20 protein-coding genes are annotated in these 19,469 nt (G+C 62.0%); 13 read left to right on the top strand and 7 right to left on the bottom strand.

Annotated elements, in window-relative coordinates:
- The first annotated feature begins 20 nt into the window (after positions 1 to 20).
- The 6 genes from groL (at position 21) to J3B00_RS24215 (ending at position 6,737) form a co-directional block, all read left to right on the top strand.
- Positions 21 to 1,664 (top strand): chaperonin GroEL, encoded by a 1,644-nt coding sequence (groL, locus tag J3B00_RS24240; RefSeq protein ID WP_209873221.1) that lies wholly within the window; start codon positions 21 to 23, stop codon positions 1,662 to 1,664.
- Positions 1,665 to 3,018: 1,354 nt separating this feature from the next.
- Positions 3,019 to 3,702: a two-component system response regulator ColR gene (gene colR, locus J3B00_RS24235; RefSeq protein WP_209873218.1), complete on the top strand. Its 684-nt coding sequence runs from the start codon at positions 3,019 to 3,021 to the stop codon at positions 3,700 to 3,702.
- Positions 3,692 to 5,017, top strand: a complete 1,326-nt coding sequence (locus J3B00_RS24230; protein WP_209873215.1) for a HAMP domain-containing sensor histidine kinase — start codon at positions 3,692 to 3,694, stop codon at positions 5,015 to 5,017. Before colR ends, J3B00_RS24230 begins: the two co-directional genes overlap by 11 nt.
- A 106-nt stretch (positions 5,018 to 5,123) precedes the next feature.
- The gene (locus J3B00_RS24225) at positions 5,124 to 5,804 is read left to right on the top strand and encodes a class I SAM-dependent methyltransferase (RefSeq protein ID WP_209873212.1); all 681 of its coding nucleotides are present in this window, start codon (positions 5,124 to 5,126) and stop codon (positions 5,802 to 5,804) included.
- Between the two features lie 7 nt (positions 5,805 to 5,811).
- Entirely contained in the window at positions 5,812 to 6,510 is a 699-nt protein-coding gene (locus J3B00_RS24220) for a lipopolysaccharide kinase InaA family protein (RefSeq protein WP_209873209.1), read from the top strand.
- A complete protein-coding gene (locus J3B00_RS24215) occupies positions 6,510 to 6,737 on the top strand; it encodes a hypothetical protein (RefSeq protein WP_209873206.1) in 228 nt (75 codons plus the stop codon). Before J3B00_RS24220 ends, J3B00_RS24215 begins: the two co-directional genes overlap by 1 nt.
- A 25-nt stretch (positions 6,738 to 6,762) precedes the next feature.
- On the opposite strand, the gene J3B00_RS24210 is transcribed toward J3B00_RS24215, so the two are convergent.
- Positions 6,763 to 7,161 carry a ketosteroid isomerase-related protein gene (locus J3B00_RS24210; protein ID WP_209873203.1) on the bottom strand — a complete coding sequence of 133 codons (399 nt, stop codon included), beginning with the start codon at positions 7,159 to 7,161 and terminating at the stop codon, positions 6,763 to 6,765.
- A 115-nt stretch (positions 7,162 to 7,276) separates the two neighbouring features.
- Here J3B00_RS24210 and J3B00_RS24205 point away from each other — a divergent pair, with 115 nt between their 5' ends.
- Complete coding sequence (locus J3B00_RS24205; RefSeq protein WP_209873200.1) at positions 7,277 to 7,867, top strand: GNAT family acetyltransferase; 591 nt, start codon at positions 7,277 to 7,279, stop codon at positions 7,865 to 7,867.
- A gap of 122 nt (positions 7,868 to 7,989) precedes the next feature.
- Here the strand turns inward: J3B00_RS24205 and J3B00_RS24200 are convergent, their stop codons facing one another.
- Positions 7,990 to 9,513, bottom strand: a complete 1,524-nt coding sequence (locus J3B00_RS24200) for a fumarate hydratase (protein WP_209873197.1) — start codon at positions 9,511 to 9,513, stop codon at positions 7,990 to 7,992.
- Positions 9,514 to 9,768: 255 nt separating this feature from the next.
- On the opposite strand from J3B00_RS24200, the gene J3B00_RS24195 reads away from it, so the two are divergent.
- Positions 9,769 to 10,692, top strand: a complete 924-nt coding sequence (locus J3B00_RS24195; RefSeq protein ID WP_209873194.1) for an iron-sulfur-binding ferredoxin reductase — start codon at positions 9,769 to 9,771, stop codon at positions 10,690 to 10,692.
- A gap of 83 nt (positions 10,693 to 10,775) precedes the next feature.
- Here the strand turns inward: J3B00_RS24195 and pyk are convergent, their stop codons facing one another.
- Entirely contained in the window at positions 10,776 to 12,230 is a 1,455-nt protein-coding gene (pyk, locus tag J3B00_RS24190; RefSeq protein WP_209873190.1) for a pyruvate kinase, read from the bottom strand.
- Positions 12,231 to 12,411: 181 nt separating this feature from the next.
- Here pyk and J3B00_RS24185 point away from each other — a divergent pair, with 181 nt between their 5' ends.
- The 3 genes from J3B00_RS24185 (at position 12,412) to sbcB (ending at position 14,803) form a co-directional block, all read left to right on the top strand.
- Positions 12,412 to 12,798: a tetratricopeptide repeat protein gene (locus tag J3B00_RS24185; RefSeq protein ID WP_209873187.1), complete on the top strand. Its 387-nt coding sequence runs from the start codon at positions 12,412 to 12,414 to the stop codon at positions 12,796 to 12,798.
- 124 nt (positions 12,799 to 12,922) lie between these two features.
- A complete protein-coding gene (locus J3B00_RS24180; protein WP_209873184.1) occupies positions 12,923 to 13,282 on the top strand; it encodes a PilZ domain-containing protein in 360 nt (119 codons plus the stop codon).
- Between the two features lie 90 nt (positions 13,283 to 13,372).
- Positions 13,373 to 14,803: an exodeoxyribonuclease I gene (gene sbcB / locus J3B00_RS24175; protein WP_209873181.1), complete on the top strand. Its 1,431-nt coding sequence runs from the start codon at positions 13,373 to 13,375 to the stop codon at positions 14,801 to 14,803.
- Positions 14,804 to 14,868: 65 nt separating this feature from the next.
- Here the strand turns inward: sbcB and mvaT are convergent, their stop codons facing one another.
- Entirely contained in the window at positions 14,869 to 15,246 is a 378-nt protein-coding gene (mvaT, locus tag J3B00_RS24170) for a histone-like nucleoid-structuring protein MvaT (protein WP_209873178.1), read from the bottom strand.
- Between the two features lie 300 nt (positions 15,247 to 15,546).
- Here mvaT and purU point away from each other — a divergent pair, with 300 nt between their 5' ends.
- Positions 15,547 to 16,398, top strand: a complete 852-nt coding sequence (purU, locus tag J3B00_RS24165) for a formyltetrahydrofolate deformylase (protein ID WP_209873175.1) — start codon at positions 15,547 to 15,549, stop codon at positions 16,396 to 16,398.
- A 15-nt stretch (positions 16,399 to 16,413) separates the two neighbouring features.
- Positions 16,414 to 16,650 (top strand): hypothetical protein, encoded by a 237-nt coding sequence (locus J3B00_RS26765; RefSeq protein WP_245362618.1) that lies wholly within the window; start codon positions 16,414 to 16,416, stop codon positions 16,648 to 16,650.
- Here J3B00_RS26765 and J3B00_RS24160 read toward each other — a convergent pair.
- From J3B00_RS24160 to J3B00_RS24150, 3 genes are read right to left on the bottom strand one after another with little or no spacing between them, the layout of a single operon-like run.
- Positions 16,553 to 17,548, bottom strand: coding sequence for a lysylphosphatidylglycerol synthase transmembrane domain-containing protein (locus J3B00_RS24160; RefSeq protein WP_209873172.1), 996 nt, complete (start codon positions 17,546 to 17,548; stop codon positions 16,553 to 16,555). The two genes, J3B00_RS26765 and J3B00_RS24160, sit on opposite strands and share 98 nt — an antisense overlap.
- Positions 17,545 to 18,309, bottom strand: coding sequence for a DUF2334 domain-containing protein (locus J3B00_RS24155; protein ID WP_209873168.1), 765 nt, complete (start codon positions 18,307 to 18,309; stop codon positions 17,545 to 17,547). Before J3B00_RS24155 ends, J3B00_RS24160 begins: the two co-directional genes overlap by 4 nt.
- Positions 18,302 to 19,423: a glycosyltransferase family 1 protein gene (locus J3B00_RS24150; protein ID WP_209875128.1), complete on the bottom strand. Its 1,122-nt coding sequence runs from the start codon at positions 19,421 to 19,423 to the stop codon at positions 18,302 to 18,304. Before J3B00_RS24150 ends, J3B00_RS24155 begins: the two co-directional genes overlap by 8 nt.
- Between the last annotated feature and the right edge of the window lie 46 nt (positions 19,424 to 19,469).

Below are 19,469 nucleotides of genomic sequence, written 5' to 3'. Positions count from 1 at the left end.
ATTCCAAGGATTAAACGATCATGGCTGCTAAAGACGTAAAATTCGGCGATTCCGCCCGCAAGAAAATGCTCGTTGGTGTCAACGTTCTGGCTGACGCAGTAAAAGCCACCCTGGGCCCTAAAGGCCGTAACGTTGTGCTGGCCAAGAGCTTCGGCGCGCCAACCATCACCAAAGACGGTGTTTCGGTTGCCAAAGAAATCGAGCTGAAAGACGCTTTCGAAAACATGGGCGCCCAGCTGGTCAAGGAAGTTGCTTCCAAGGCCAACGACGCTGCCGGTGACGGCACCACCACCGCTACCGTTCTGGCTCAAGCCATCGTCAACGAAGGCCTGAAAGCCGTCGCTGCCGGCATGAACCCGATGGACCTGAAGCGCGGCATCGACAAGGCCACCACCGCCATCGTCGCCGAGCTGAAAAACCTGTCCAAGCCTTGCTCCGATTCCAAGGCCATTGCTCAGGTTGGCACCATCTCCGCCAACTCCGACAGCTCCATCGGTGAAATCATCGCCGAAGCCATGGAAAAAGTCGGTAAAGAAGGCGTGATCACCGTTGAAGAAGGCTCGGGCCTGGAAAACGAACTGTCTGTTGTTGAAGGCATGCAGTTCGACCGTGGCTACCTGTCGCCGTACTTCGTCAACAAGCCGGACACCATGGTTGCCGAGCTGGATGGCCCGCTGCTGCTGCTGGTTGACAAGAAGATCTCCAACATCCGCGAGCTGCTGCCAGTTCTGGAAGCCGTTGCCAAAGCCGGCCGTCCTCTGCTGATCGTTGCCGAAGACGTTGAAGGCGAAGCGCTGGCTACCCTGGTAGTCAACAACATGCGCGGCATCGTCAAGGTTGCTGCGGTCAAGGCTCCAGGCTTCGGCGACCGTCGCAAGGCCATGCTGCAGGACATCGCTGTCCTGACCGGCGGCCAAGTCATCTCCGAAGAAATCGGCCTGTCGCTGGAATCGGCTACCCTGGAGCACCTGGGTAACGCCAAGCGCGTCATCCTGTCGAAAGAAAACACCACCATCATCGATGGCGCTGGTGTTGAAGACGACATCCAGGCTCGCGTCAAGCAGATCCGCGCCCAGATCGAAGAGACTTCGTCGGACTACGACCGTGAGAAGCTGCAAGAGCGTCTGGCCAAGCTGGCTGGCGGTGTTGCCGTGATCAAGGTCGGTGCTGGCACCGAAGTTGAAATGAAAGAGAAGAAAGCCCGCGTTGAAGACGCCCTGCACGCTACCCGTGCAGCCGTTGAAGAAGGCGTGGTACCTGGCGGCGGTGTTGCCCTGGTACGTGCGCTGTCGGCCATCGTTGACCTTAAAGGTGACAACGAAGACCAGAACGTCGGTATCGCGCTGCTGCGTCGCGCTGTTGAATCGCCGCTGCGTCAGATCACTGCCAACGCCGGCGACGAGCCAAGCGTTGTGGCCGACAAGGTCAAGCAGGGTTCGGGCAACTACGGCTACAACGCTGCTACCGGCGAGTACGGCGACATGATCGAGATGGGTATCCTCGACCCAGCCAAGGTCACCCGTTCGGCACTGCAAGCTGCGGCTTCGATTGGCGGTCTGATGATCACCACCGAAGCGATGATTGCTGATGCCCCGAGCGATGCACCAGCTGGCGGCGGCATGCCAGACATGGGCGGCATGGGTGGCATGGGCGGCATGATGTAAGCCAGCCTTACCCCTCGCTGTAAAAAAAGCCCCCGCCTAGTGCGGGGGCTTTTTTTTGGGTACTTCGCGGATTATTGGGGGAGATGGTCTGTTGGCTTGGCTTGGCTGGCTTAGGCATTGTGGGCTTATCCATTTGATGTGATGGTGCCACTGGCCCCTTCTGCCCTTACGGCGGGTCACTTTTTTTCTTGGAAAAAAGTAACCAAAAACCGCTGGCTCCTGCATCCGGCCCTCCGCTGCGCTGCGGGTTCCCTCGCTCCGGTCTTGCTCCGGGAGGACCGCGCTTTACGGCCCATCCTGGGCCTCAGCGCTTTCCGGCCATCCATGGCCTCCACCTCCCTGCGCAAGACCTCCACTCGGCCTCCTGAAGTCGCTGGGTAGATCAAGAGCAAGATCAAGATCAACAGCCAAGGCAACGGCAGGCGAATCGCTGCGCTTTCGCTTTGTTTATTTACCAGCGGATTTGTGGGGTGGCTGGGCAGGGCTGCGCCCTGCGATTTGCGTTGGCAGTACCGTCCTCTTCGCGGGACAAGCCCGCTCCTACAGGGATTGCGCCGTATTCACAATCTGCGCCGACCCTGTAGGAGCGGGCTTGCCCCGCGAAGAGGCCCGAACATCCACCACCCATGCCACTATCAAAAATAACGCCAGCCCAGACGCCGCCCGTAACTTCGCGACTTCAGGAGGCCGAGCGCAGATCAAGATCAAGATCAACAGCCACTGCAACGGCAGGCGAATCGCTGCGCTCTCGCTTTGTTTATTTACCAGCGGATTTGTGGGGTGGCTGGGCAGGGCTGCGCCCTGCGATTTGCGTTGGCAGTACCGGCCTCTTCGCGGGGCAAGCCCGCTCCTACAGGATTTACGCAGATGTTGAATTCGACGCAGGACCTGTAGGAGCGGGCTTGTCCCGCGAAGAGGCCCGAACATCCACCCCACCTGCCACTATCGAAAACAACGCCAGCCCAGACGCCGCCCGTGACTTCGAGACGTCAGGAGACCGGAGCGAGGGAACCCCGAAGCGCAGCGTAGGGCCGGATGCAGGAGCCAGCAGTTTTTGGTTACTTTTTTCCAAGAAAAAAAGTGACCCGCCGTAAGGGTGGAAGGGGCCAGTGGCGCCACCACATCAACTGGATAAGCCCCCAACCTACAAGCCCCAGCCTCCCCGCCAATCCTGAAGAACCTTTTAGATGTACGCCCGGCCGATCCTGGGTCCGCTACCCAGCCGTTTCGCGACACAACGCCGCTCCCAAGCTGACAGCGTACCTCGCCTAGTCGGCAGAGGCTGGCGCAGCGCCTGCGATGCCCGTAAGCTGCGCCTGCCGCGCACTGCGAAAGCGCCGCACAGGAGACCTCGATGCGCATTCTACTGGTTGAAGACAACCGCGATATCCTCGCCAACCTCGCCGATTACCTCGGCATGAAGGGCTACACCGTCGATTGTGCCCAAGACGGCCTGTCCGGCTTGCACCTGGCCGCGACCGAACACTACGACCTGATCGTCCTCGACATCATGTTGCCCGGCATCGATGGCTACACCCTGTGCAAACGCCTGCGCGAAGACGCCCGCCGCGACACGCCGGTGATCATGCTCACCGCTCGCGACCAGTTGGACGACCGCCTGCAAGGCTTCCGCTCCGGTGCCGACGACTACCTGCTCAAGCCCTTCGCCCTGTCCGAACTGGCCGCGCGCATCGAAGCCGTACTGCGCCGCAGCCAAGGCGGCGGGCGCCGTACCTTGCAGGTCGCCGAGCTCATCTATGACCTCGATACCCTTGAAGTAACCCGCCAGGGTCGCCTGCTCAAGCTCAACCCGGTCGGTCTCAAGCTGCTCGCCGTATTGATGCAGAAGAGCCCGCACGTGCTGCGCCGAGAAGTCCTCGAAGAAGCCCTGTGGGGCGATGACTGCCCGGACAGCGACAGCTTGCGCAGCCATGTCCACCAGTTGCGCCAAGTGATCGACAAACCTTTCGACAAACCTTTGCTGCATACCGTCCATGGCGTCGGCTACCGCCTCGCCGAGGGTCGCGATGGAGTTTAAGCAGAGCCTTGCCCAGCGCATCATCATCGCTTTCGCGTTGATGAGTGCACTGGTCGCCGGGGCCTTCGCCTTCGGTATCGTAGCCACCGTGCACCTGGTCGAAGAACGGCTGATTTCGGCCGTGCTCGGCGGTGATCTGCAGCGCCTGCTGCGCATGGACAGCGTCAGCGACTGGAGCCATCGGCCGCGTCCCGACCAACTGTTCTATTTCAGTGGCGGGCGTGACGACTTCGAGCTGCCCAAAGACCTGCGTCACCTGACGCCAGGCTTCCACGAGGTGTTCCGCGACCAGCTGTCGTACCACGCGATGGTCGAAGTGGTCGATGGCCGGCACTACGTGCTGTTGCAGGACCAGAGTGATTTCGAGGAACGCGAGCGGGTGCTGTTTGCTGTGGTAGTCGTGGGCTTTCTGCTCAGCCTGGTGCTGGCGGTGTTCCTCGGCTGGCTGCTGGCACGACGGGTGATGGCCCCGGTGATTCGCCTGGCGCGCCAGGTCCGTCACCGCGATCAGTTGCTCGGGCTGGCGCCGCCGTTGGCGCCGGACTATGCCGCGGACGAAGTCGGCCAGTTGGCGGTGGCCTTTGACGACACGCTCGGTCGGTTGCGCGATGCCTTGACCCGCGAGCGGCTGTTCACCAGCGACGTCAGCCATGAACTACGAACACCGCTGATGGTGCTGGCCACCTCCTGCGAGCTGCTGATCGAGAACCCCGGCCTGGATAGCCGCGCGCGCAACCAGGTGGAACGCATCGCGCGGGCCACTGAAGAGATGCGCGAGCTGGTCAAGACCTTCCTCATGCTCGCCCGCGCCCAGCGTGACGAAGGCGCTGTGGCTTCCCGGGCCTCATTGCGCGAGGTGGCCGACGACCTTATCGGGGTCTGGCGCGACACCATCGAGCAGAAAGGCCTGGCGCTGTATTACGACGGTCGGGTCAGTGCCAGCACCGTTGTGCACAACGCCACCTTCCTGCAATCGGTGATGGGCAACCTGCTGCGCAACGCCGCCCACTACACCGATAGCGGCTACATTCGTCTGAGCCTGGAGCCGAATGGTTTCAGTGTCGAAGACAGTGGCGTGGGCATCCCTGAGGAGCAACGCGAAGCGATGTTCCAACCCTTCGTGCGCGGCGACGAGCGCCGAGGAGAGGGCCTGGGCCTGGGGTTGTCGCTGGTGCAACGGATCTGTGATGACCAAGGCTGGCGGGTAACCCTCACCGCAACCTCGCCGCATGGCTGTCGTTTCCAGGTCGATCTGAGCCAGGGCACGCCGCTGCTGCAAGAAGGTGGCTTGGATGAACAGCGTCTAAGTCAGTAATTTCCCGCAATATTTGCGGAAAAGTCTTACGTATTTTTCACATCAGCATGACCTGATTCCTACGTGCGTGTACTTAATGTCTGCGCACTGGAGTCAGGAGATGCCCATGCGAAGCCCCATCAAACTCGAATTTTCCGAAAAGTACGATCAACAGCACGCTCAGGAGTACTTCCGCAAGCACCAGGATGGCCTGGCACGGCGTTTATCCCATCAACGCGACGAGCAGCTGGCGCGGCGTGCCTTGGCACTCGCTGGCGACCCCGGGCTGGTGCTTGACCTGCCCTGTGGCGCGGGCCGGTTCTGGCCATTGCTGGCGGAAAAAGCCAATCGGGTGATCATCGGTGCGGACAATTCGCAGGCGATGATCGAGACAGCCTGTGCCGCGCAACCGCCAGAAGTGGTGGCGCGGGTACGCCCCTTGCAAACATCTGCCTTTGCCATCGACTTGCCGGACAACGCAGTGGACAGCATCTTCTGCATGCGCCTGTTCCACCACATCGGCGAGGCCGCCCATCGCAAGACCATTCTTTCGGAGTTTCAGCGGGTTAGTCGCGACAGCGTGATTCTGTCGCTGTGGGTGGATGGCAATTTCAAGGCCTGGCGACGCAAGAAGCTCGAACAACGACGCAGCGCCAAAACGGAGCAGGACAGTTACCAGAACCGTTTTGTGTTACCTGCCGATACAGTTGAGCAAGAATTCGTGGCTGCCGGCTTTCGCATTCAGGAACGTCTCGACTTCCTGCCGTTCTACGCCATGTGGCGAGTTTACGTATTACGCAAGGGGTAGGCATTTCATGGCAACAGCGCAAGGTCAGGGTTCCCAGTTCGATTACTACTGGCAACAGCAGGGCGAATGGGTCGAGGAGCCCAATCAGCGGCGCGGCGGCGAAAGCGGCGTGCAGCGGCTGAACGACGCGAGCGGGCAGTTGCTCTATGCCAAACGCCAGATTGGCCATACCTACCGTAGCCTGCTCCATCCGTTCGGTCGTCCGACGGTGTTGCGTGAGCAGGATGCCCTGCACAGTTTTGAACAGCTCGGCGTGCGGGTACCGCGCATCGTCTACTGCGGTGCCCAGCGTGATCGCGATCATCAGTGGCGAGCCCTACTGGTGAGTGAAGCGTTGGACGGTTTCGTCGACCTCGACAGCTGGCACGCCGAAGGTGCACGCGGGGCCTACCCGCAGGTCTTGCACGAGCGAATGCTCAAGGACCTCGCAGACAACCTGGCGCGCATGCACCTGGGGCACTGGCAGCATGGCTGTCTGTATGGCAAACACGTTTTCATCAAGGTCACGGGAGAGGGTGAGCAGGCCCGCGCGGAAGTGGCCTTGCTTGACCTGGAGAAGTGCCGTCGGCGCATCAGCCGCCAGCGTGCAGCCCTCAATGACCTTGGTCAGTTGCGCCGCCATTCGTCACTCAACGATAGCGAATGGCGCACATTGCTCTATTTTTACCAGATGGCGTTTGGCAGCGCTGTCAAAGGTTTAGAGTAATGAAACTAGAAATAGCTCGAACTGTGTTTCTCCTGGCGGCAATGGCCGTGACCACCGTGGCGGTAGCCGCGTGGGCAGAGCCTCGACCGACCGTGTTCAGTAAAGCCGACCTGGTTGGCCAATGTGCCTTGCCGCGAGCGGTAAAGGCGCAAACGGCGGCGCAACCGGATCAGGACCTGCTGCTTTTGCTGTTTGGCCTGCGCCAAGGCCTACGGCCGCTGGGTTGACGCCTGACGCCTGCACAGGCCTGTTTCACTCCACCTGTTCCAGCCAGTCATTGAGGTTGTAGTAGGTGCTGACCCGGGCAATCCTGGCGCAGTGAATGTAAAAGAACGCCCCCGCCGATAGCACGTACGTCTGGCTCTTGGCCGCAGGCAAGCCGTCGTCGTCGGCGATGTACTGGCCATGCACGGTGAACTCGGCGGCGGCGCGCTTGCCGTCGCTATCCTGCATCAGCACGATGTCGGCCAGGCGCTCGTGGTAGCAGCGGCTCCTCTTGTCCATGAAGGCGGCGAATGCGGCCTTGCCCATCTGCCGCTGCCCCTGATTGATGTCATGGATCACATCCTCGCTGAGCAGGGCGAGCAAAGCCGGCAAGTCTTTGGCATTCAGCGCGGCGTAGTAGGCGCCGACCAGTTCGGTAGCGGTCATGGCAATGTTCCTGTCGTGTACGGGAAAGGAGAGGGCATGCAGCGGATGATAGGGTTTCTGCTCAGGCCCGGCTTAGCCGAGCGCGTCATCCACATCGACAAAACGACCGCCCAACATGGAAATCCGCCTGTTGCACGGCGCTGCCATCGCGCCTTACATCGATGAGCTCGCTCGCCTGCGCCTGACGGTGTTTCGCGAGTTTCCCTACCTGTATGACGGCACTCAGGAACAGGAGGCCGACGCGCTGTCTGCATATGCCCGCTCCGGGCGCAGCCTGATGGTGTTGGCCTTGGATGAGGGGCGAGTGGTTGGTGCCTCGCTGGGGCTGCCCTTGGCCGATGAGACTGCCGAATTCCAGCAGCCGTTCCTGGCTAATGGACGCGATCCGGCCCGGATCTTCTACTTCGGCGAATCGGTGCTGCTACCGGCCTATCGCGGACAAGGCCTGGGCGTGCGCTTCTTTATCGAACGCGAGTCCTATGCACACAAGCTTGCCGCGTTCGACTACTGCGCGTTCTGTGCCGTCGAGCGGCCGTCCGGGCATCAACTGCGGCCCTCGGACTTCAAACCCTTGCAGGGTTTCTGGCGTAACCGTGGCTTTCTGCGCGAGCCGTCCCTGCGTGCATCGCGTACCTGGCGCGATCTGGACGAGCGCGAGGGGTCGAGCAAGATCCTGTCCTTCTGGCTCAAGGCGCTGCCGACATGATCTGTCTGTATCGGTAAAACAATTGCGGCCTCTGCGCCGGCCAAGCCTGCTCCAACACGAGTGGGAGCGGGCTTGGTCGGCGCAGAGGCCGCAACGCTTACAGCAAGGTCTCTAGCGGTGGATTACTTCACTTCCACTGCCAGGCTTTGCGCGATCTTGTTCTGCCACAGCGCAGGACCGGTGATGTGCACCGACTCACCATTGCTGTCTACCGCGACGGTGACCGGCATGTCCTTGACGTCGAACTCGTAGATCGCTTCCATGCCCAGTTCGGCAAAGGCCAGCACCTGCGACTTGCGAATGGCCTGGGCGACCAGGTAGGCGGCACCGCCGACAGCCATCAGGTACACGGCCTTGTTGTCCTTGATCGCTTCGATTGCGGTCGGGCCGCGCTCGGACTTGCCGATCATGCCGAGCAGGCCAGTCTGCTCGAGGATCTGCCGGGTGAACTTGTCCATCCGGGTAGCGGTGGTCGGGCCGGCTGGGCCGACCACTTCGTCACCGACCGGATCAACCGGGCCGACGTAGTAGATGAAGCGGCCCTTGAGGTCGACCGGCAGCTCTTCGCCACGGTTGAGCATCTCGACCATGCGCTTGTGCGCGGCATCGCGACCGGTGAGCATCTTGCCGTTGAGCAGGATGGTCTCGCCCGGTTTCCAGCTGGCGACTTCTTCCGGGGTGATGCTGTCGAGGTTGACCCGACGCGCGCTCGGGCCGGCTTCCCAGACGATTTCCGGGTAGGCGTCCAGCGACGGCGCTTCGAGCTCGGCTGGGCCGGAGCCGTCGAGCACGAAGTGGGCGTGACGGGTGGCCGCGCAGTTGGGGATCATGCACACCGGCAGCGAGGCGGCGTGGGTCGGGTAGTCCATGATCTTGACGTCGAGCACGGTGGTCAGGCCGCCCAGGCCCTGGGCGCCGATGCCCAGCTGGTTGACCTTGTCGAACAGCTCCAGGCGGATCTCTTCGATGCGGTTCTGCGGGCCGCGGGCCTTGAGCTCATGGATGTCGATGGATTCCATCAAGACTTCCTTGGCCATTACCGCTGCCTTCTCGGCAGTACCGCCAATGCCGATACCGAGCATGCCCGGTGGGCACCAGCCAGCGCCCATGGTCGGAACGGTCTTGAGCACCCAGTCGACGATCGAGTCGGACGGGTTGAGCATGGCCATCTTCGACTTGTTTTCCGAGCCGCCGCCTTTGGCTGCGACGTCCACTTCGAGCTTGTCGCCAGGGACGATCGAGTAGTGGATGACGGCCGGGGTGTTGTCCTTGGTGTTCTTGCGAGCACCGGCCGGGTCGGCCAGGATCGAGGCACGCAGGACGTTCTCGGGCAGGTTGTAGGCGCGGCGCACGCCCTCGTTGATCATGTCGTCCAGGCTCATGGTCGCGCCGTCCCAGCGCACGTCCATGCCCACCCGGACAAACACGGTGACGATACCGGTGTCCTGGCAGATCGGGCGGTGGCCGGTGGCGCACATGCGCGAGTTGATCAGGATCTGGGCAATCGAATCGCGTGCAGCGGGCGATTCTTCACGCAGGTAGGCTTCGTGCATCGCCTGGATGAAATCGACGGGGTGGTAGTACGAGATGAATTGCAGGGCGTCGGCGACGCTCTGAATCAGGTCGTCTTGCTTGATCACGGTCATGCAGCGCGCTCCTCTTAAAGACGGGAACATTCGTTGAGGCCCTTCCGACGGTGCCGACCAGCGTGTCGAAACGACCTTGCAAGGCACGCCGGCAGGTCAGGCCGGCGTGAAAAAGGCGCGGCAGTATAGCGCGCATCCGTGCCCGGTACACCTGCGTGCGGTCTGGACCTTGGTCGGCCGCGTGCAGGCATCGTTTTTGCCGTGGCTGTCGGCTTGCCTTACAGTGGCACTGTGATCGTTGGAGATGAACTGACCATGCCTGAACTCTGCGTGGGCGCGCGCCGTTGGCCGGTGCCGGCCGGCAGCAACCTGCTCGATGCCCTCAATGCGGCAGGTTTGGCCGTGCCCTACAGCTGCCGCGCGGGCAGTTGCCATGCCTGCCTGGTGCGCTGTCTCGAGGGGCAGCCGGCGGATGCCTTGCCCGAGGCGGTCGAGCTGGAGAAGTACGCGCTGGGCTGGCGACTCGCCTGTCAGTGTCGGGTAGTGACCGACCTGCAGGTCGCACTGTTCGATCCGCTCAGCGATGGGCGGGCGGCGCAGGTCTGCGGGCTGCACTGGTTTGCCGAGGTGCTGCGCCTGCGCATTCGGCCAGAGCGGCCGTTACGCTATCGCGCGGGGCAGCATGTGCTGCTGTGGAACGGCGACGTGGCGCGGCCGTATTCCTTGGCCAGCCTGCCGGGCGAGGATGATTTTCTCGAGTTTCATATCGATTGCCGGCGTCCGGGGGCGTTTTCTGACCTGGCCCGGGTACTGCGGGTGGGGGACGAATTGCGCCTGGGCGAGTTGCGTGGCGGTGCGCTGCATTACGATCCGGACTGGCAGGCGCGGCCGCTCTGGTTGCTGGCAGCGGGCACTGGCCTTGCGCCGCTATGGGGCATCTTGCGCGAAGCGTTGCGCGAAGGGCATGAGGGTGAGATCAAGGTCGTGCATGTGGCGCAGGCGCACTATTTGGCCGAGGGGCTGAATGCGCTGGTCGCTGAGCATCCGCAGGTCAGCGTGGAGTTGATTGCCGTGGAGCAGTTCCAGCAAGCGCTGGCGGGGTTGCGCCTGGCGTCACGGCAGACGGTGGCGTTGGCGTGTGGTGCGCCGGGGAGTGTCGAGCAGTTTGCGCGGCGGCTGTTTATTGCCGGCTTGCCGAGGAGTCAGCTGTTGGCGGATGTGTTTACCGAACATGTCTGACAGGCGGGAGTTGCTCGTACAAACGTAATCGCGGGGCAAGCCCGCCCTTACAAGACGCATAAGGGCGGGCCTGTAGGCCTGAATCAGCCGACCAGCGGATCACCGACATGCAGGATCTTCATGCCGTTGGTGCCACCAATGGTGTGGTAGCTGTCGCCCTTGGTCAGGATGACCCAGTCACCTTGCTGAACCAGGCCGCGCTGCAACAGCTCGTCCACGGCAGCTTGGCTGACCTTGTCGGCCGGCAGCGACGCCGGGTCGAAGGCGATCGGGTAGACGCCGCGGAACATCGACGCACGGGCCTGGGTGGCGCGGTGCGGGGACAGCGCGTAGATCGGCACGTGCGAACGCAGGCGCGACATGATCAGCGGGGTGTAGCCACTCTCGGTGAGGGCGATGATCGCCTTGACGCCGGGGAAGTGGTTGGCCGTGTACATCGCCGCCAGGGCGATGCTTTCGTCGCAACGCTCGAAGGTGGTGTGCAGGCGGTGGCTGGATTTCTGGTTGGTCGGGTGCTTCTCGGCGCCCTGGCAGATCCGCGCCATGGCCTGGACCGCTTCGATCGGATACTGACCCGCGGCGCTTTCGGCCGAGAGCATCACCGCGTCGGTGTTGTCGAGCACGGCGTTGGCCACGTCGGACACTTCGGCACGGGTCGGCATCGGGTTCTGGATCATCGACTCCATCATCTGGGTCGCAACGATCACCGCTTTGTTGTTGCGGCGGGCGTGCTGGATGATCTTCTTCTGGATACCGATCAGCTCGGCGTCGCCGATTTCCACGCCCAGGTCACCACGGGCGACCATCACGGCGTCGGACGCAGCGATCAGGTCGTCGAGGGTCTGGTCGTCGGCGACCGCTTCGGCGCGTTCGATCTTGGCCACCAGCCAGGCGCTGCCGCCGGACTCGTCACGCAGCTTGCGCGCGTATTCCATGTCCTTGGCATCACGGGGGAACGACACGGCCAGGTAATCCAGGTCCATTTCCGCAGCCAGCTTGATGTCGGCCTTGTCTTTTTCGGTCAGGGCCGGTGCGGTCAGGCCGCCACCTTTGCGGTTGATGCCTTTGTGGTCCGACAGCGGGCCACCGACCAGCACTACGCAGTGCAGGGCGTCAGCGGTGGCGGTCTCGACGCGCATGACCACGCGGCCGTCGTCGAGCAGCAGTTCGTCGTTTACGCCGCAGTCCTTGACCAGGTCGGGGTAATCGATCCCGACGATGTCCTGGTTGCCTTCGGTCAGCCGGTGGACGGTGGAGAAGGTGAACTTGTCACCGATCTTCAGTTCGATGCGCTTGTTGCTGAACTTGGCGATGCGGATCTTGGGACCCTGCAAGTCGCCCAGCAGTGCGACGTGGCGACCGTTCTTGGCGGCGATCTCACGGATCAGGCGCGCGCGCGCCTTGTGCTCGTCCGGAGTGCCGTGGGAGAAGTTCAGGCGTGCCACGTCCAGGCCGGCGAGGATCAGTTGTTCGATCACTTCCGGCGAGTTGCTGGCGGGGCCAAGGGTGGCGACGATTTTGGTACGGCGGATGGTCATGCACAGACTCCTATAGTGAAGCGCAGCGAAAGGCTACTCCTCAATTGCGCTGTAGTCATTGTTCCGTTGCACTACCTGGCTTCCTGCGAGGGTGGCATTTGAACGGTCGGGGTATCCTTGCAAAAGCCTGTGAAGATTTGTCGTGTCGGGCCGATATACTGCGTAGCAAAGGAGATCCCCCATGCGAGCCCTGATCGTTTTAGCTGTCGCGGCGAGTGTCGTCGGCTGCACCCGTTGGTCGATGGACCATCACCTGAACAACGCCTATCGCGCCTACGACCGTGGCGACTGTCAACGGGTCATGCTCGAGCTGTCGCAGGTCGACCGCACCAGCCGTGCGCGGCCGTTCATCCATCCCGAAGTGTCGCTGTTGCGCGGTCAGTGCCTGGAGCGCCAGAAGCTCTTCGTCGATGCCGCCCAGACCTACCAGTACCTGATCCAGCGCTACCCGCAGAATGAATACGCCTACCGCGCCCGCGCCCGGCTGCAGACGCTGGAGAAGCTTGGGCACTATCGGGCGGGCGAACCGGCGGTGGCCAGCCCGGTCAGCACTACGCCTTGGCGTTAATACCAAGGTGTCCTTGATTTCACGAGATTTGCCGCGTTCGCTGGGCTAATCTGTAGCCTAGGTGTAACAGCAACCGCCAGTACCCCGCATTCCTGGCTTCGGCTACGGGACAACACGCGCGACCATGTTTATCCAACGTCATATCGAACGTCATCAGTTACCTTGTGTACTCAAGGTATACAACCGCTTGACCGGCCAGCAGGTCGGCTACCTGGGTAATGCCTCCGAAGACGGCTTGATGCTCATCAGCGCCTTGCCGGTGCTGGTCGGGCCGGATTTCGAACTGCAGTTGCGGGTGCCATTGGCCGGCGGCGGGCAGCAGTTCATCAACCTTACCGCCAGTTGCCTGTGGTCCAGGGAAGACCAGACACCCGGCCATTACGACTCGGGTTTCATGCTGCTGCTGGCGCCACGCGAGTACGATGAGTTCGTCCGCTCGCTGCGGGATTTCTTCAGTTTTCACTCCGCCAACGCGTCGGTCTGACGCCCGCCGACACACGGTGCCAGGATTGGGGATTCGATTTAGCCGCCCAGGCCGCTAGACTCACGGTCGACCTAGTTACAGGAAGACCCCGTGAGCTCCAGCATCTTCTGGCACGACTACGAAACCACCGGTATCAACCCGCGCTGCGACCGTCCGCTGCAGATGGCGGGTGTGCGCACTGACCTTGACCTCAATGAGATCGAGGTGCCGGTCAATCTCTACTGCCGGCCCTCCGCCGATATCCTGCCGCACCCGGCAGCCTGCCTGGTAACCGGTATCACCCCTGAGCAATTAGCCAGCAACGGCTTGTGCGAAGCCGAGTTCATGACCCGGGTGCACCAGCAACTGGTCCGTCCGGGCACCTGTGGCGCCGGTTACAACACCTTGCGCTTCGATGACGAGGTCACCCGCTACAGCCTCTATCGCAACTTTTTCGATCCCTACGCCCGTGAATGGCAGGGCGGCAACAGCCGCTGGGATCTGATCGACGTGGTCCGCACCGCTTATGCGCTGCGCCCGGAAGGTATTGTCTGGCCGCAACAGGACGGTAGGACCAGTCTGCGCCTGGAGTTGCTCAGCAAAGCCAATGGCATCGATCACGGACATGCCCACGAGGCACTTTCCGATGTGCGGGCGACCATCGCTCTGGCGCGGCTGATACGTGACAAGCAACCCCGGTTGTATGACTGGTTGTTCCAGTTGCGCAGCAAGCACAAGGTCATGGAACAGATTCGCTTGTTACAGCCGCTGGTACATATTTCCGGGCGTTTTTCTGCCGAGCGCAACTACATCGGGGTGGTCCTGCCGCTGGCCTGGCACCCGCGTAATCGCAATGCCCTGATTGTGTGCGACCTGCAACTGGAAACCTCACCGTTAATAAGGGAAAACGCTGAAACATTACGAGAGCGTTTGTACACCCGACGTGAGCAATTAACTGTAGGACAATTACCCGTCCCGTTGAAGTTGGTGCAAATCAATCGGTGTCCGGTGCTGGCGCCATTGTCGGTATTGCGCCCGGCCGATCAACAGCGTCTGGGCATCGATATCGCCCTGCTGCAATCACGCGGGGAAGACTTGGCCCGTCAGCAAAGCGCGTGGCAAGACAAATTATCGGCCATTTATAGCGCCGAAGATTTTGCCCCTGGTGAAGATCCCGAGCAGCAGTTGTACGGTGGTTTTCTTGGCGATCGAGATCGCCGGCTGTGTGAGCAGGTACGTGTGGCAGAGCCTGAGCAACTGGGACAATCGCAGTGGATGTTTGATGACCCGCGGATGCCTGAACTGTTATTCCGCTACCGTGCGCGAAACTTCCCCGACACCTTGAGTGAGCAAGAGCGCCAGCGTTGGCAGCTGTTCTGCCAGCAGCGCTTGAGTGATCCACAGATGGGCGCGCCGAACACCCTGGGTGATTTCCAGCAGGCGTGGCAGAGCAGCTGGGCGACGGCCGACGAGGCTGGGCGGCGGGTGCTGGAGGCCTGGCAGGCGCATGCCGCTCAATTAAAAGTGCAGTTGCAGTTGTAATTCGAAGTGACAAATAAAAAGCGCCGGCAATTGCCGGCGCTTTTTTGTGAGCAGTGCAGCGGGACTTAGTCCAGCAGGGTTGCCCAGCCTTCAACCTCATCGCCACCCCATTTGGCTTTCCACTCTTTCAGGGTCTTGTGGTTGCCGCCTTTGGTTTCGATGACTTCACCGTTGTGCGGGTTCTTGTATTGCTTGACCTTGCGTGCACGCTTGGTGCCGGTGGTCTTGACGGCGCCGCGCGGGGCCTTGCTCAGTTTCGACTCTGGATCGAGCAGGGCAATCACGTCACGCAGCGACTTGGAGTATTCACCCATCAGGGTGCGCAGCTTGCCTTCAAACTCCAGCTCTTTTTTCAGCTTGTCATCTTGCGACAGGTTGGCCAGACGAGCTTGAAGTTCTTTGATGGCTTCTTCGGTAGCGCGGTATTCGTTGATCAGGGACATGGTGTGTTCCTTAATGCATGTTCAGGGAGACAGTGTGGGTCAATAATAGACAGGCGATAGTCCCAAGTAAACAATTAATAAAGCCCTGCACGGTAAACGGGCGGCTAATAACAACATGCGCCGATTAAGAAAATTTTACATATGCCAGTGAGCACTCATGGCAAGCACGCTGTTGCCGGCTAATTGTCTCTGCCCCAGCGCCGTGTAGCGGATACGCAGCGTGGGCGTCGATGATTACTGCGTTTTTCATGACAGGTCGCTAGACTATGCGCCTTTGCGAAGTTCTTGGAGTCTCACCCCATGCACACCTATCGACTGGTGATTGCTTGCCCCGACCGTGTCGGCATCGTGGCGAAAGTCAGTAATTTCCTGGCTTTGTACAATGGCTGGATCAACGAAGCGAGCCACCACTCCGACGTGCAGAGTGGTTGGTTCTTCATGCGCCATGAGATCCGTGCCGAATCACTGCCGTTTGGTATCGAGGCTTTCCGTGAGGCCTTCGCGCCAATCGCCGAAGAGTTCTCGATGATCTGGCGGGTCACCGACTCGGCGCAGAAGAAGCGCGTGGTGCTGATGGCCAGCCGCGAATCGCACTGCCTGGCCGACCTGCTGCATCGCTGGCACACCGACGAGCTGGACTGTGACATTCCCTGCGTGATCTCCAACCACGACGACCTGCGCAGCATGGTCGAGTGGCATGGCATTCCGTTCTTCCATGTTCCGGTTGATCCGAAAGACAAGCAACCAGCCTTCGCCGAAGTCTCGCGCCTGGTCGAAGAGCACCAGGCCGATGTGGTGGTGCTGGCGCGCTATATGCAGATCCTGCCACCACAGTTGTGTCAGCAGTACGCCGAGAAGGTCATCAACATCCACCACAGCTTCCTGCCGTCGTTTGTCGGTGCCAAGCCGTATCACCAGGCAGCACTGCGTGGCGTCAAGCTGATCGGCGCGACCTGCCACTATGTCACCGAAGAGCTGGACGCCGGCCCGATCATCGAGCAGGACGTGGTCCGTGTCAGCCACGCCGACAGCATCGAAGACATGGTCCGCTTCGGCCGCGACGTCGAGAAAATGGTGCTTGCCCGTGGCCTGCGCTATCACCTTGAAGATCGCGTGCTGGTGCACGGTAACAAGACTGTAGTGTTCGACTGAGACGAGGGCGGGCCAATGGCTGATCCACGCGACAAGGCCGGCGCCCAGGCGCCACCGACGCTGGGTGAAGGTTGCCTGGCCCGCTTCGATCCCGAAGCCTTGAGCGAGGAGCACGGCACTGAGTTTGTCGGTGCCGCCGAGCTCTGGCGTCAGCTCAACCCGCTTGATGGCGACGCCAGCGCGCCAGCAGCGGACGTGCCAGCAGGCAAACAAACACCGGTCCGCCCGCCAGCAGATAAAAATAGTAGGTAACGGCGCGCCAGATCAGAATCGCCGCCGCCGCGGTCGAGCCGCCCACCAAGGGCGTCAACAGGCTCGCCGAGGTCAGCTCCGCCGCACCTGCACCGCCGGGCAACAGGCTGAACTGGCCGGCGCTGAGCGCGAGCATCTGCACCAGAAAACTGGGTATCCACGCCAACTCCACGCCCAGCCCGCGCAACACCAGGTACAACACGCTGTAACGCAGGCTCCAGTGTACGCAGGTGAGGCTGAAGACCAGCGCCAGCGTGCGCTTGGGCAGGCGCCAGGTGTCTGCCAGGGCATGCACGAAGCGCAGCAGCTTGCGCGCCCAGCGCCGTCGGCGCTGAGCGGCCAGGCCCAGGCGCTGCAGCAGCCTGCCATTGAAGCGCATTACTTGGCGTCGATAACGCAGCAGGCCCAGCACACAGGCCAGCGCGCTGCAGAGCATCAGTGCGCTGCCGAGCAGCATGCTCTCCTGGCTGCGCCCCAAGCTGTGGAACAGCGCATAGCCGGCGATCGCCAGCATGGCGCAGAAGAAGAACAGCAGGTCGTTCAACTGGTCCATGGCGAACACCGCGCCACTACGCGCCGGGCCGATGCGTTCGCGCGCCAGTAGCGCCATCAGCGCCAGCGGGCCACCGCTGCCGCCCGGTGTGGTGCAGATGGCGAATTCGGTGGCCATCACCACCCCCAGACTGCGCACCCGGCCCAGCGTTGCCCCTTGCTCGCCGAGCAGCAGGCGCAGGCGCATGGCGTTGATCACCCAGCACAGCAGAATCATCCCCAGTAGCGTCAGCAGCAAGCCCGGGGCGAAGGCCTGCAACCTGGGCAGCAGCTCGCTGCCTCCCAGCAAGGTCGGAACCAGCAGTGCCAACAGCAATGCCAGCGCAATCCAGGCGAATCGCTTCATGCCGCGACCTGGCGGTCCAGCCAGGCGGACTTGGTCAAAGGCTGGCGTCCTTGTTCGAGTAGCGCCTGCAAGGTACGCAACCAGTATTCGCGTGAGGCCCGGTGGCGCATGTCGACCGGGTGCAGCCCCAGGCGCAAGGTCTCGGCGCTACGCCAGCGCCGACACTGCCAGTCGCAGAGCACCCGCGACATGCCGCGGCGCCACGCGCTGCGTGCACTCCAGACCAAGCCGGGCGCGTCGATGGCGGTGAACTCGGGCAATCGATACAAGTGCTGGGGCGTGCTCGTGTAGCGCAACGGCAGCTGGCGCAGGGCTTGGCGCGTGCCTTCGCTCATCAACCAGGCGGGGGCGACGAAACCGGCCACGGGCCAGCCCTGCTGGTCGAACAGCTCCAGCCCGGCTTGCAGGCGGTGCAGGGCTTGGGCTTGGTCAAGGCCGTAGAACTCACCTTCATGGGTGTAGATTCGGCGCATGAAGTAATCGCGTGGGCTGCGCGGTGCTGGCCCGTCGTCGGCATGGTAGTAACCATGCAGGGCCAGTTCATCGCCTTGGCTCAAACGTCGCTCGAGCATCCGGCAGAACGCTGGGGCGCGGTCGAGCGCGTTGCGGTGATGAAAGTCGGGCACCACCAGCCAGGTCATGGGCACCTTGCCCAACTGATCGACGGCCTCTACGAAGGGTTGGTAGTCGGGCCAGGTCTCCGGGGCAACATCGTGCAGCACCAGCATCAGGCTGGGCTGACTCGGCAAGGCCTCAGCCATGAGCGCGTGCCTGTGGCGAGTGGCCCAGTACGGCCTGGTAGTGCTGCAGCAAACCATTGACTACGTTGTCCCACGAGTAGTGTTGCTCGACATGCCGGCGCGCTTGCTGGCCGAGCTTGCGAACGCCGTCCTCGAAGATCTCGCGCACGGCCGCCGCCATCGCCACACCATCGTTCGGCGCGCACAGGCGGCCGCACTGCTCGTTGACGATTTCGCCGAAGGCGCCGGCCCGAACCGCGACTACGGGTGTGGCGCAGGCCATGGCTTCGAGAATCACCAGGCCGAAGGTTTCCTGGTCACCGGCATGCACCAGCAGGTCGGCGCTGGCAATCAGCCGTGCGACTTCTTGCAGGGGGCAGAACCGGTTGATCACGCTGACGTTGTCCGGGACATTGGCCGGCATGCCCGAACCCACCAGCAGCAAGTGGTAGTGATTGCCCAGCCGAGTCATGCAGTCGAGCAGTACCGGCAGGTTCTTCTCGCGCGAGCCACGCCCGGCGAACACCAGCAGGCGAGTGGTATCAGGGATTCCCAATTGCGCGCGCAGCTGGCTGTCGCGGTGCTCGGGGTTGAAGGTGGCCAGGTCCACGCCCAGGCGCTGTACATGCACCTCGCGTACACCCAGCCTGCGCAGTTTGTCGGCCATTACCTGGCTCGGCGCCAGGACCCGGTCGAAGTTGCCATAAAGCTTGCTGACGTAAGCCTCGACGTTTGGCGTGAACCAGTTGCCCATGCGATTGCCGACCAGCAATGGCAGGTCGGAGTGATAGAAACCGATCACCGGCACGTCGAGCTTGCGTCGCGCTTCAAGGGCCGCCCAGGCAGTCAGATAGGGGTCGCCGACTTCGATCAGATCGGGCTGGAGTTCGCGCAGCACATTGCACCACGGCGCCAGGCGTACCGGGAAACGGTAGCCTTTGCCGAAGGGCAAGGGAGGCGCGGGGACCTGGTAGACCCCATCCGTATGACTGGCGCTGGGGCCAGGGATCAGCAGGCTGTGGCGCACGCCAGTCATGGCGTCGAGGCGGCGATGTTTGGCATCAAGATAGGTACGTACGCCGCCGCTGGCCGGGGCGTAGAACATGGTGATGTCAGCGATGTGCACGATCAGTATCCCTCCGGGACCATCTTCGGGTCTGTCACCCGGCTGTAATCAGCCG

This window comes from Pseudomonas sp. BP8 (assembly GCF_017875955.1).
Taxonomy (GTDB): Bacteria; Pseudomonadota; Gammaproteobacteria; order Pseudomonadales; family Pseudomonadaceae; genus Aquipseudomonas.
This window is presented reverse-complemented; position numbering and strand designations above follow the sequence as displayed.